Source organism: Pseudomonas sp. AP19 (assembly GCF_001728855.1).
GTDB lineage: Bacteria > Pseudomonadota > Gammaproteobacteria > Pseudomonadales > Pseudomonadaceae > Aquipseudomonas > Aquipseudomonas fluorescens.
In genome coordinates this window covers 1-12,038 of sequence record NZ_LXJP01000012.1, presented here as the reverse complement: position 1 = coordinate 12,038, position 12,038 = coordinate 1, and the positions used below count along the sequence as shown (strand labels likewise).

Genomic DNA, 12,038 nt, shown 5'->3' with positions numbered 1-12,038 from the left:
TCAACAACGCACCACGCTCCTGTGTGGGCGCCGGGCTTGCCCGTAATGGCAATCTGACAGTCGGCCTGCATGTCCGACCTTACCCTTGCTGTTCCTGTTCCCTTTCATCGCGTAATTCGAGTGCCTTCTGCCCCTTCGTCTTCCACTCACTGACAATCACCGCCGCCACAATCAACGCCGCGCCGACCATCGCAATCGGTGGAAAGCGCTCCCCGGCAATCCGCCCGATCACGCCTGCCCACACCGGCTCACCGGCATAGATCAGGGTGGCACGGGTGGGCGAAACACTCTGCTGCGCCCAGTTCATCGCGACCTGGATCACCGCACTGGTCAAACCCAGGCCCACGGCGCTGAACAGCAGCAACCAGGAGAACCCGGGCAATGCCTCACCCATCGGCACCACCATCAGAAACGACAACAGCGACGCCGTGGCCAATTGCACGACGGTTACCCGACGCACATCCACCTGCCCGGCAAAGGCGCTGATCAGGATGATTTCGGCCGCCACCGCCACGGCGCAGATCAACGTGGCAATTTCGCCGGGGCTGAAGTTCAGCGAGGCACCGGCCGGGCCGGTGAGCAGCATCAACCCGGTGAACGCCAGCATGATGCCGATGGCCGGCATCAGCGCCGGGCGGCGTCCCAGCACCAACCACTGCAACAGGGGCACAAACGGCACATACAGCGCAGTAATGAACGCCGATTGGCTGCTCGGAATGGTCTGTAACCCGATGGTTTGCATGCCGTAGCCGAACATGATCGACGTGCCGATGAAGGCGCCGGCTTTCAATTCAAACAGGGTCAGGCCGCGCAGGGTGCGCAATGAGAAGAAACCCACCACGATGGCTGCCGCGGCAAACCGCAGGCCGACAAAAAACATTGGCCCGCTGACGGTCATGGCATGTTGCACGAGCAAAAACGTGCCGCCCCAAATCATGGTGATCACCACCAGGATGCATTCGGCTTTACTGAAACGGTTGAAACGTGTGGAAGCGTTCGGGGCGGTCATGGCGGCTCGGTCTTGCAAGGGAAAGGCACGGACCGCACAATGCGCCGCACGCTGGGCAGTATACTGCGCACACCTACCTATTGAGCAATATAGTGCACAAAGAAAATCCACAACGGGCTTCGGTCCTGCAACACGTCAGCCAGAACGTTCGTCGTCTGCGGCATGCTGCCGACTTGAGCCAAACCGCGCTATCGGAAAAGTCCGGGGTCAGCCGCCGCATGCTGGTGGCTATCGAGGCGGGCGAGAAAAACGTCAGCCTGTCCACTTTGGACCGTGTCGCCGAAGCGTTGGACGTGGCCTTCAGCGACCTGATCCAGGCGCCGGATGCGGGCGACCACAGCCGCATCAACGAGCTGGCCTGGGCTGGTGACATTCCCGGCAGTAAAGCCGTATTGCTGGCCAAAGCCACCGCGCGCCGCGAAGTGGAATTGTGGGAGATGCGCCTGGAACCCGGTGATCGTTACAACCCCGAGCCAGACCCGGAAGGCTGGAGCGTGCAGCTGTTCGTCTTCGAAGGCAGCCTGACGCTGATTCTCGATGGCGTAGAACAGCACGTCGCCGCTGGCGAGTTCTACATGTTCGCCAGCCGCCAGGCCCACGGCTATCGCAATGACGGTGAGGTCGCCGTGCGCTTTGTGCGTAACGTGGTGATCTAACTGTTTACCCGGCAACAGTCGATGGACACTTTGCTGGTTTGACGCGTGGTCTATCGCCGTGTTTTACCAGCAACTCACTGATTTTATTGGCGATTAAATTCAGGCACGACTCCTGCAATCACCCAGGTATCCCATCGGAGCCTGGAGTCGGCCCATGTCAGCCCATCCTCAACAACCTGCCCATATTATCCGCTCGGATGCCGAAGCGATTGAGGTCGCCATTCGGTTGGCCGCCCGCTTCGCTGTCGACGCCAGCGTGCGCGACCGCGAGCGACGCTTGCCGGTCGCCGAACTTGAAGAGTTTTCCGCCAGCGGCCTGTGGGGTATCACCATTCCCAAGGCCTACGGTGGCGCCGAGGTGTCCTATGTGACCGTGGCCGAGGTGATCAAGGTGATCTCCGCCGCCGACCCGTCCTTGGGGCAAATCCCGCAAAATCACCTGGGCGTGGTGGACATCCTCCTGCAAACCGCCAGCGAGGAACAAAAGCGTCACTACTTCGGCAAGGTCCTGGCGGGCTACCGATTCGGCAACGCCTTCTCTGAAGCCAAGAGCAAAAACGCCGGCACGTTTGACACCCAGATTCGTTTCGACGGCGACACCGCGCAAATCAACGGCGAAAAGTTCTACTGCACCGGCGCGTTGTTCGCCCATCTCGTGCCCACCGTCGGCAACAACGAAAACGGCCAGGCCTTCATTGCCTTCGTCGAACGCGATGCGCCGGGCCTCACGGTGGTCGACAGCTGGGACGGCTTCGGCCAGCGCACCACCGCCAGCGGCGGCGTGACGCTCGATGGCGTGGTTGTGCCACGCAGTGCGGTGATCCCGGCCCATCAGGCCTTCGACCAACCCACCGCCAACGGTCCGATCTCGCAGATTATCCAGGCGGCCGTCGATACGGGCATCGCCGTGGGCGCGCTGGAACAGGCGAAAACGTATGCGCGCCAGGCACGCCCGTGGATCGACAGCCAGCAGGAGCACGGCTGGCAGGACCCGTTTACGATTGCCGCCATTGGCGACCTGGAGTGGCGCGTGCACGGCACCGAAGCCATCCTCGCCAACGCTGGCAAGGCGGTTGACCTGGCCCTGGCGGAGCCCAACGAAGACACCGTGGCCAACGCCTCGCTGGTGGTCGCCCAGGCCAAAGTCCTGTCGGCTGAAACCGCTTTGCTCGCCAGCAGCAAACTCTTCGAACTGGCGGGCACCCGCTCGGTCACGGGCAAGCACAACCTCGACCGCTTCTGGCGCAACGCACGCACCCACACGCTGCACGACCCGGCACGCTGGAAATACCACTTGATCGGCAACTTTGTGCTCAACGGCGTGAAGCCTGCACGCCACGCCTGGAACTGAGGAGCCTGACCCATGACCGCACTCAACGATGCACTCAAGCCTGCGCTGAATCACCCTCTGGACCAGGCGCGCCAACTGTTGGAGAACAGCCGACGCTTTGTGCAGGCCAGCGATGACCCCTATGTGATCAGCCGCTTCGGCGATGTGCAAATTCGCATCGACGTGGCTGCTGCGCTGCTCGACCGCGCCGAAACCCACCCCAGCCCCGTCGCCTTGACGGAAGCGCATATCGCCGCCGCCGAAGCCTTGATTGCCGCCAGCCTTGCTGAATTCGAACTGACCGGCCAGCGCACGTTGCTGCCGTCGACCCTCGACGACCCGCTGCGCCGCAAATACCAGGTTGTCGGCAACTACCACCTGAACGGAGTGCTGTGATGTCCCGTGAAATCCGTTTGAATGCCTTCGACATGAACTGTGTCGGCCACCAATCCCCCGGCTTGTGGGCGCACCCGCGTGACCGCTCATGGCAGTACAAGGACCTGGAGTATTGGACCGACCTGGCGAAAATCCTCGAGCGCGGCAAGTTCGACGGGCTGTTTATCGCCGACGTGCTGGGCATCTATGACGTGTACAACGGCAACGGTGACGCGGCGATTCGCCAGGCCGCGCAAGTGCCGGTCAACGATCCTTTGTCACTGATTGCGCCGATGGCATTGGTCACCGAGCACCTGGGCTTTGGCCTCACCGCGTCGCTGTCCTTCGAGCACCCGTATCCGTTTGCGCGCAGGCTTTCCACCCTCGATCACCTGACCAAGGGCCGCGTGGGCTGGAACATTGTCACGTCGTACCTGGAAAGCGGCGCCAAGAACCTCGGCCAGAAAGCCCAGACCGAACATGACGCGCGTTATGACTATGCCGAGGAATACCTGGAAGTTTGCTACAAACTCTGGGAAGGCAGTTGGGAAGAGGGCGCTGTGCTGCGTGACCGCGAACGACGGATTTTCAGCGACCCGAGCAAAATCCATGAGATCCGCCACGTCGGCAAACACTTCCAGGTGCCCGGTATTCACCTCTGCGAGCCATCGCCGCAGCGCACGCCAGTGCTTTACCAGGCGGGCGCGTCCAGCCGTGGCAAGCAGTTCGCCGCCGAACAGGCCGAGTGCGTGTTCGTCGCCGCGCCATCCAAGGTGCTGCTGAAGAAGACTGTCGCTGACATTCGCCGCCGCGCCGCTGAGGCGGGGCGTGATCCGAACAAAATCCTGATCTTCAACTTGCAGACGGTGATCGTCGCTGAGACCGACGCCAAGGCGAAAGCCAAGTTTGACGAGTACAAATCCTATGTCAGTTACGAAGGTGCAATGGCGCTGATCTCCGGCTGGACCGGCATTGATTTCAGCCAGTTCAAACCGGATGAGCCGCTCAAGCATGTGCACACCAATGCGATTCAATCGGCCGTGGAAGCCTTCTCCACAGCGGACCCGAACAAGGTCTGGACACCGCACGAACTGGCCGATTGGGTCGGCATTGGCGGCTTTGGCCCGCTGTTTGTCGGCAGCCCCGAAACCGTGGCCGACCTGCTGCAGGAGTGGGTTGAAGAGACCGATGTGGACGGCTTCAACCTGGCCTACGCACTGACCCACGAAACCTTTATCGACGCCGTGGACTGGCTGGTGCCGGAGTTGCAAAGGCGCGGCGTGTACAAGACCGAATACGCCCAGGGCACCTTGCGCGAAAAGCTGTTCGGCGAGGGCGCGCGGCTGGCGTCGAACCATCCGGGCGCCGGCTATCGCGATTTGTCGGGTTCACACAAAACCACTGTGGGAGCGGGCTTGCTGGCGAATGCGGACTGACATTCAACATCAATGTTGACTGAACCGGCGCTTTCGCGAGCAAGCCCGCTCCCACAGGTTGATCTTCATTGTTTGATCTAATTCAGCCAGCGGACCACCGCACGCTTAACCACCCAATAGGAGCATTACCCCTATGAGCGTGCACGAACTCAAACGCCCGGCGGTGCCAGAGTGGCCCGCCGAATGGCTTGGCCCATTACCCAAGGCCCAGGCGCACCTGCACCACTGGGCGCAGATCACTCCGCTGCACACCGCCTTGCGGCACAAGCGCCAGGGCCAGTGGTATGCGTGGCGCTGGATCGATGCCTTGCGCGATGTGGAGCGCCTGGCCGACGGCCTGCGCCAGCAGGGTTTTGGCGCGCAGTCGCGGCTGGCCCTCAGTGGGGCTTTCGAGCCCAACCTGTTGCTGCTGGCGCTGGCCGCACAGTCCGTCGGCGGGCAGGTAGTGACCCTGGCCGACGACCTGGAGCCCGAGGCCTTGTACCAGCAGCTATGGCGCATTCAGCCCAGCCATTCTTATGCGCAGGGGCGTCAGCAGGTGCGGCATTGGCAGTCCGCCAACCCGTTGAGTTTTAGCCAATTGCTCGGCCCGGTAGACCCGGCGCAACCGCTGCATCGCTGGTGGCCATCAAGGCCTGAAACCGTGCTGTGGAGTGAGGAGGGCACTCACTGGCAAGGCGGTCTGCAAGTGGTGCTGGAGCAATGGTTGAACAGCGGCCACGGCCTGGCGTTTCCCGAAAGCCTCGCCTCGGCCCGGCGCGATTGCAGCGAGGTCGTGCCTACCGGCCTGCTGCTGTCGCCCGAGCGCTTGCAGCACCTGGCCGATGATATCGAACGCCGTCTTGCGCCCCCCGGCACCTGGCGTCGACGCCTGTGCGACTGGGCCATTGCGTACCCACAAAGCGGTGTGCGGCGCCTGATCAAAAACCGCGTGCGCAAGCTGCTGGGCTTCCAGCGCCTGGCATACATCTGGCAGCCACCCAGCACGCAAAAGACTCACAACGACCCAGCATGGCTGGCTGAATTCAAACGGGACATCGCATGAGCCAGGCCATTCTCCAGGTACGGGATATCTCGCTGTCGTTCAAAGGGGTCAAGGCCATCAATGCCTTGTCCTTCGAGGTGCAGCGCGGCGAAATCTGTGCGCTGATCGGCCCCAATGGCGCCGGTAAAAGTTCGTTGCTCAACGTGCTTAACGGCGTGTATCGCTTTGACGCCGGTGAAATCGTTTTTGAGCAACACCACTTCCACCGCATCGACCCTTTGGGCGCCGCGCGTCGCGGCATCGGCCGCACGTTCCAGAACAACGCGCTGTTCAAGAAGATGAGTGTGCTCGACAACATCCTCACCGGCCTGTCGCGGCATATGCGCACCACCTTTATCGAGCAAGCCCTCGACTTGCCGCGCGCGCGTCGAGAGGCCGCAGCGTTTCGCCTGCGTGCCCAAGGCATTCTCGAATTTCTCGAACTGCAAGCCCATCGCGATGTGCTGGTGGGCAACCTGTCCTATGGCCTGCAAAAGCGCGTAGAGCTTGGCCGCGCGTTGATCGCGGGCCCCAGCCTGTTGCTGCTGGATGAACCCATGGCCGGGATGAATGCCGAGGAAAAACAAGAAATGGCCCGCTTCGTCGCCGATGTGAACCGCGACCTGGGCACCACCGTGGTGTTGATCGAACACGACATGGGCGTGGTCATGGGCTTGTCGGACCATGTGGTGGTGCTCGACTACGGGCGCAAGGTGGGGGACGGCACGCCCGCCGAAGTGCAAGCCAATCCGGACGTGATCGCGGCCTATCTGGGAGTCGCACACTGATGACCTTCTTCTTCGAAACCCTGCTCGGCGGCCTGCTCGCCGGCACCCTGTATTCGCTGGTCGCCATCGGCTTCGTGCTGATCTATAAGGCCAGCGGTGTGTTCAATTTCGCCCAGGGCTCGATGCTGCTGTTTGCCGCCCTGACCTTTGTCAGCCTGCACGACCAGGGTGTGCCGTTTGCCCTGGCGCTGTTGCTGACAGTGATTGTGATGATCGTCGGCGCGTTGCTTATCGAGCGGCTGGTATTGCGGCCGCTGGTCAACCGTTCACAGATCACCCTGTTCATGGCCACCTTGGGCCTGTCGTTCATTATCGAAGGCCTGGCCCAAGGCGTGATGGGCTCGCAGGTGCGCGCGCTGGATTTGGGCATCGACGATGTGCCGCTGTTTGTCGGGCCGCTGATGCTCAGCCAGTTTGACCTGATCGCCGCCGCAGCGGCCGTGGTGCTGGTGACCGTGCTGGCGCTGCTGTTCAACAAAACGCGCATCGGCGTATCACTGCGGGCGGTCGCGGATGACACCACGGCGGCGCTGTCGATCGGCATCAACCTCAACCGTATCTGGCAGATCGTCTGGGCGGTGGCCGGCATTGTCGGCCTGGTGGCGGGCCTGTTGTGGGGCGCGCGCCAGGGCGTGCAGTTTTCGCTGTCGCTGGTGGTGCTCAAAGCCTTGCCGGTATTGATCATCGGCGGCTTTACCTCGATTGGCGGGGCGATCGTCGGCGGGCTGATTGTCGGCGCGGCGGAGAACCTCGCCGAGGTGTACATCGGCCCACTGATCGGCGGTGGCATCACCCCATGGTTCGCCTACGTATTGGCCCTGGCCTTCCTGTATATCCGTCCCGCCGGCCTGTTCGGCGAGCGCGCCATCGAGCGAGTCTGAAACCATGTCGATTCCTGTAGTTCAAGAAACTGCGCCGTTGCTGTTGATTCAGCGGCGTCTGCCCTGGGGCCTTCTCGGCCTGTTGGTGCTGGCCTTTATCGTGGTGCCATTGTGGGGCAATGACTATTGGCTCAATGCGATCCTGATTCCATTTCTGGTGCTGTCGCTGGCCGGGCTGGGCTTGAACCTGTTGACCGGCTACACCGGGCAAACCTCGGTGGGCGCGGCCGGGTTCATGGCCGTCGGGGCGTTTGCCACCTACGGCTTTCTGCTGCGCCTGCCGGAGCTGGGCTTGCCGGTGGCGCTGCTCGGTGGCGGTATCATCAGTGCGTGGGTGGGGTTGGTATTTGGCCTGCCCAGCTCGCGGATCAAGGGGTTCTACTTGATGGTCACGACGCTGACGGCGCAGTTCTTCCTGGAGTGGCTGTTCGTCAAATTCCCCTGGTTCTACAACTACGGTTCTTCCGGCACCATTTCCGCGCCAAAACTCGCCCTGTTCGGCCATGACCTCAACACACCGCTGGGCCGCTACCTGTTGACCCTGGTCACGGTGCTGCTGCTGACCTGGACCGCCGTCAACCTGGTGCGCAGCCAAGTGGGCCGAAACTGGATGGCGATCCGCGACATGGACACCGCCGCCGCCGTGGTCGGCATCCCGGTAGTGCGCTACAAGCGCCTGGCCTTTGCCATCAGTTCGTTCTATCTCGGCATTGCCGGCGCGCTGTGGGCGTTTGCCTACCTGGGCACCGCCAGCGCGAGCAGCTTCGACATCAACCGCTCGTTCCAGATCCTGTTCATCATCATTATCGGTGGCATGGGCAGCATTGCCGGCAACTTCGTGGGCGCGGCGTTTATCAGCCTGCTGCCGATCTTTCTCAGCCATGCCGGGCAGGCATTGTTCGGGGGGGCGGTGGACGCAGGGCAGCTGCAGAACCTGCAGAAAATCATCTTCGGCGTGTTGATCATCGTGTTCCTGATCAAGGAACCCGAGGGGTTGATTCGCCTGCTGCACAACCTGCGTGACCGCCTGCGGCAGTGGCCGCTGCGCTTCTAACATTCCCTCAAGAGAATCCAATATGCGTGCAACCCTGAAACGTTCCCTGATCGGCGCCGCCTTCGCGCTGGCTGCCCTGGCCGGTGCGGTGCCCCAGGCGCTGGCTTCGCCCGACCAGCAATTTATCCCGTTGGCCACTTATCGTGTCGGCGCATATGCGTCCAGCGGCGTGCAGGTGTGGGCCGGGATGATCGATTACCTGCGCTATATCAATGAGGTTGAAGGCGGCATCAACGGCGTCAAATTGGTGTGGCAGGAATGCGAGACCGAATGGACGGCGGAGAAGGGCATCGAGTGCTACGAGCGCTTCAAAAATGGCCTGGATGGCGCGCAGGTTGCGGTCTATCAGCCCAATGGTGCACCCGCCGCTTATGCCCTGAGCGAGCGGGCGGAAGTGGACAAGATCCCGCTCATCACCCTCGGCTACGGCCGCACCGAAGCGACCGACGGCACGGTGTTCCCGTATAACTTTCCGGTGATGCTGACCTTCTACAGCGAAGCGTCGACCCTGGTGAACTACATCGCCCAACGCGAAGGCGGCTTCGACAAACTCAAGGGCAAGAAGATCGCCACGGTCTATCACGACTCGGCCTACGGGCGGGAAACCCTCGGCCCGTTAAAACTCTTGGCTGAGAAATACGGCTTTGAAAATATCCAGATTCCGGTGGCCGACCCCGGTAACGAACAGTCGGCGCAGTGGCGCCAGGTACGCCAGGCCAACCCGGACTGGGTATTCCTGCGCACCTGGGGTGTGTCGACCCCGGTGGCGGTGAAAACCGCTGCGCGTTTCGGCTTTCCGGTGGACCACATCATCGGCGATATCTGGGCCAGTTCCAGCGAAGACGTGTTGCCCGCAGGCGCCGCCGCCAAAGGTTACCTGGCGCTCACGCCATACCCGGCCGGTGCCGATTTCGAGATCCACAAACGCCTCAAGCAGTCCGTCCTCGACAAGGGGCACAGCGACCTTAAGGACCTGAAAAACTTCGGCAGCGTCTACTACAACTCGGGTCTGGTCAACGCCGCCGTGGCCGTGGAAGCGATTCGCACCGGCCAGGCCAGGTTCGGCAAACGCCCATTGAATGGCGAAGAAGGCCGCTGGGGCCTGGAACACTTGAACATCGATGACGCGCGCCTCAAAGCCATGGGCTATCTGGGCCTGATGCAGAACCTCAAGCTGTCGTGCCGCGACCACGAAGGCGGTGGCTCGGCGCGGGTGCAACAGTGGGACGGTGCCAACTGGACGCTGATCAGCGACTGGATTGCCGCCGACCGTGTGCTCTTGCGCCCACTGATCGATGAAAAATCCGCTGCGTTCGCCAAGGAAAAAGGCCTGACGCCGCGCACCTGCACCGGGGACGAATAAGCCATGAGTCAGCCCGCCGCTGAACCCGCGTCCCCGTCGCTGCTGACGGTCAACGACATCGAAGTGATCTACGACGGCGCGATCCTGGCGGTGGCCGGGGTCTCATTGAATGTGCCCAAGGGCGCCATTGTCGCCTTGCTGGGTGCCAATGGCGCCGGCAAGAGCACCACCCTCAAGGCGATTTCAGGGCTGGTGCGTGCCGAGCGGGCCGAAGTCAGCCGCGGCATGATCGAGTATGCCGGCCGCGATCTGGCCGGCGTCGACCCCAGCCAACGCGTCCGCCAGGGCATGGTCCACGTGTTGGAGGGCCGGCACGTGTTCGGCCAATTGAGCGTGGAAGACAACCTGCGCAGCGGCGGCTTTGTGCGGCGCCTGAGCCGCAGGGACATGGAACACGACCTGGAACGCCTCTACGCCTGGTTCCCCCGGCTCAAGATCAAGCGCCATACCCGCGCCGGGCTGACCTCTGGCGGTGAGCAGCAAATGGTTGCCATCGGCAGGGCATTGATGACGCGCCCGACCCTGGTGCTGCTCGACGAGCCGTCGATGGGCTTGGCACCGATGATCGTGCAGGAGATTTTCGAGATCATCGCGCAGCTCAACCGCGAGCAGCAGGTGAGCTTCCTGATCGCCGAGCAAAACATCAACGTCGCGCTTAACTATGCGTCCCAGGGCTACGTGCTGGATACTGGGCGGGTGGTGTTGAGTGGCAGCGCCACAGCGTTGCTGGCGCGGGGCGATTTGCATGATATTTATCTGGGTAAACACTAAGGGCAAATGTGCATGACTGAATCCATCCGCAACGCTGATGTGCTGATCATCGGCGGCGGTCTGAGCGGCACGATGTTGGCGGTGCAACTGCTGCGTTTACCCGGGCAGCGACAAATCCTGGTGATTGAACCGCGCGCCGAGCTTGGCCGTGGCGAAGCCTACAGCGCCGTCGAGTTGGGCCACACCCTCAATGGTAACGCTGCGCGCATGAGTGTCGACCCGGACAACCCGGATGACCTGACGCAATGGCTCACCGGCTACCTTGACGCCGGTGGTTGGCCGCAGGCGCACCAGCAGCCGGTGCCGATCAGTGAGCTGTTCCCGCCGCGCGGGATTTTTGGGTTGTACGCGCAGCAGCGGTTGGCGCAGGCCACGGCGCTGTCAGCGTCGACGGTCGAGCACATCCGTGCCGAGGTGGTCGACCTGCTCGTGGACGACACGTGCACCCGCTTGACCCTCGATAACGGCCAGCAACTGCGCGGCGCCCATGCGGTGTTGGCCACGGGGATGTTCCCGGCGGCGCGCACACCACAGACTCATTCCAGCGGCTTGAACGCCACGGCGGTGGACCCGTGGGACGTCCAGGCGATGACCCGGATCGACCCGCAATCGACGGTGCTGATCATTGGTTCCGGGCTGACCATGGTGGATGCCGTGGTATCCCTGGAGCAGGCCGGTCATCGTGGGCCAATCGAGATTTTCTCGCGCCACGGTTTATTGCCCCATGTGCGCCGCCAGCCGCCGAGCTGGGAGGATTTTCTCGCCGCTGACCCCAGCCTGCGCAGCCCTCGGCAATTACTGCGCGAGGTGCGGCGCCAATGCCGCATCGCGCAGGCCGAAGGCATCGACTGGCAAGCTCCGCTGGACACCGTGCGCGCGCATATCGGGCGCCTGTGGAGCCAGGCTGGCGAGCGCGAAAAACGCCAGTTCGTGCGCCATGTACGGCCCTGGTGGGAAAGCCATCACCACCGCTCGCCACCGTTGAGTGCGCAGTTAGTGGCGCGATTGCAGGAGGAAGGGCGATTGCGCATTCAGGCGGCGTCGTTCAAGGGCCTGGTCGCTTGCGAGGATGCCGTGACGATCAACGTGCGTCGTCGCGGCGAGCAGCTGGTCACTCAGGTGGCGGGCGCGGCACTGATCAATTCCAGCGGCATTGAATACGATTGGCGCCGCGTGGCTCGGCCGTTGCCGCAACAGTTGCTCAAGCGCGGGTTGATCCAGCCCGGGCCGCTCGCACTGGGGATTGCGGCGGATGCGTCCGGCGCGGTTGTCGATGCCGAAGGCAAGGTCAGCCAGCGCCTGTTCGCCATGGGCCCGCCATTGCGCGGGATGTGGTGGGAAAGCACGGCGG

General features: G+C 62.6%; 12 protein-coding genes. 11 read left to right on the top strand and 1 reads right to left on the bottom strand.

The features are described from left to right. Positions 1-79 precede the first annotated feature (79 nt). Positions 80-1,009: a DMT family transporter gene (locus A7D21_RS11235; RefSeq protein ID WP_053256892.1), complete on the bottom strand. Its 930-nt coding sequence runs from the start codon at positions 1,007-1,009 to the stop codon at positions 80-82. A gap of 92 nt (positions 1,010-1,101) precedes the next feature. Between A7D21_RS11235 and A7D21_RS11230 the strand changes: the two genes are divergently transcribed. The 11 genes from A7D21_RS11230 to A7D21_RS11180 all read left to right on the top strand — a co-directional run. Next, the gene (locus A7D21_RS11230; protein WP_053256891.1) at positions 1,102-1,665 is read left to right on the top strand and encodes a helix-turn-helix domain-containing protein; all 564 of its coding nucleotides are present in this window, start codon (positions 1,102-1,104) and stop codon (positions 1,663-1,665) included. A gap of 154 nt (positions 1,666-1,819) precedes the next feature. Next, positions 1,820-3,016 (top strand): SfnB family sulfur acquisition oxidoreductase, encoded by a 1,197-nt coding sequence (locus tag A7D21_RS11225; protein ID WP_053256890.1) that lies wholly within the window; start codon positions 1,820-1,822, stop codon positions 3,014-3,016. Positions 3,017-3,028: 12 nt separating this feature from the next. Beyond that, positions 3,029-3,391, top strand: a complete 363-nt coding sequence (locus A7D21_RS11220) for an acyl-CoA dehydrogenase (protein ID WP_069551720.1) — start codon at positions 3,029-3,031, stop codon at positions 3,389-3,391. Further along, the gene (locus tag A7D21_RS11215; RefSeq protein ID WP_053256888.1) at positions 3,391-4,806 is read left to right on the top strand and encodes an LLM class flavin-dependent oxidoreductase; all 1,416 of its coding nucleotides are present in this window, start codon (positions 3,391-3,393) and stop codon (positions 4,804-4,806) included. Before A7D21_RS11220 ends, A7D21_RS11215 begins: the two co-directional genes overlap by 1 nt. Before the next feature lie 133 nt (positions 4,807-4,939). Beyond that, positions 4,940-5,851: an AMP-binding protein gene (locus tag A7D21_RS11210; RefSeq protein WP_069551719.1), complete on the top strand. Its 912-nt coding sequence runs from the start codon at positions 4,940-4,942 to the stop codon at positions 5,849-5,851. Further along, positions 5,848-6,618, top strand: a complete 771-nt coding sequence (locus A7D21_RS11205; protein WP_053256886.1) for an ABC transporter ATP-binding protein — start codon at positions 5,848-5,850, stop codon at positions 6,616-6,618. Before A7D21_RS11210 ends, A7D21_RS11205 begins: the two co-directional genes overlap by 4 nt. After that, a complete protein-coding gene (locus A7D21_RS11200) occupies positions 6,618-7,499 on the top strand; it encodes a branched-chain amino acid ABC transporter permease (RefSeq protein WP_064452944.1) in 882 nt (293 codons plus the stop codon). The genes A7D21_RS11205 and A7D21_RS11200 overlap by 1 nt, the downstream gene beginning before the upstream one ends. Before the next feature lie 4 nt (positions 7,500-7,503). Continuing rightward, entirely contained in the window at positions 7,504-8,553 is a 1,050-nt protein-coding gene (locus A7D21_RS11195) for a branched-chain amino acid ABC transporter permease (protein ID WP_069551718.1), read from the top strand. Positions 8,554-8,575: 22 nt separating this feature from the next. Further along, positions 8,576-9,916, top strand: coding sequence for an ABC transporter substrate-binding protein (locus A7D21_RS11190; protein ID WP_069551717.1), 1,341 nt, complete (start codon positions 8,576-8,578; stop codon positions 9,914-9,916). 3 nt (positions 9,917-9,919) lie between these two features. After that, entirely contained in the window at positions 9,920-10,687 is a 768-nt protein-coding gene (locus A7D21_RS11185; protein ID WP_069551716.1) for an ABC transporter ATP-binding protein, read from the top strand. Positions 10,688-10,699: 12 nt separating this feature from the next. Continuing rightward, a partial coding sequence (locus tag A7D21_RS11180) for an FAD/NAD(P)-binding protein (protein WP_069551715.1) occupies positions 10,700-12,038 on the top strand: 1,339 nt, incomplete at its 3' end.

Bases quoted from the DNA above. Each gene is read 5' to 3' on its own strand.
- A7D21_RS11200 (WP_064452944.1), top strand. From the start codon at position 6,618: ATGACCTTCTTCTTCGAAACCCTGCTCGGCGGCCTGCTCGCCGGCACC.
- A7D21_RS11190 (WP_069551717.1), top strand. From the start codon at position 8,576: ATGCGTGCAACCCTGAAACGTTCCCTGATCGGCGCCGCCTTCGCGCTG.
- A7D21_RS11225 (WP_053256890.1), top strand. From the start codon at position 1,820: ATGTCAGCCCATCCTCAACAACCTGCCCATATTATCCGCTCGGATGCC.
- A7D21_RS11235 (WP_053256892.1), bottom strand. From the start codon at position 1,009: ATGACCGCCCCGAACGCTTCCACACGTTTCAACCGTTTCAGTAAAGCC.
- A7D21_RS11205 (WP_053256886.1), top strand. From the start codon at position 5,848: ATGAGCCAGGCCATTCTCCAGGTACGGGATATCTCGCTGTCGTTCAAA.
- A7D21_RS11195 (WP_069551718.1), top strand. From the start codon at position 7,504: ATGTCGATTCCTGTAGTTCAAGAAACTGCGCCGTTGCTGTTGATTCAG.
- A7D21_RS11185 (WP_069551716.1), top strand. From the start codon at position 9,920: ATGAGTCAGCCCGCCGCTGAACCCGCGTCCCCGTCGCTGCTGACGGTC.
- A7D21_RS11220 (WP_069551720.1), top strand. From the start codon at position 3,029: ATGACCGCACTCAACGATGCACTCAAGCCTGCGCTGAATCACCCTCTG.
- A7D21_RS11215 (WP_053256888.1), top strand. From the start codon at position 3,391: ATGTCCCGTGAAATCCGTTTGAATGCCTTCGACATGAACTGTGTCGGC.
- A7D21_RS11210 (WP_069551719.1), top strand. From the start codon at position 4,940: ATGAGCGTGCACGAACTCAAACGCCCGGCGGTGCCAGAGTGGCCCGCC.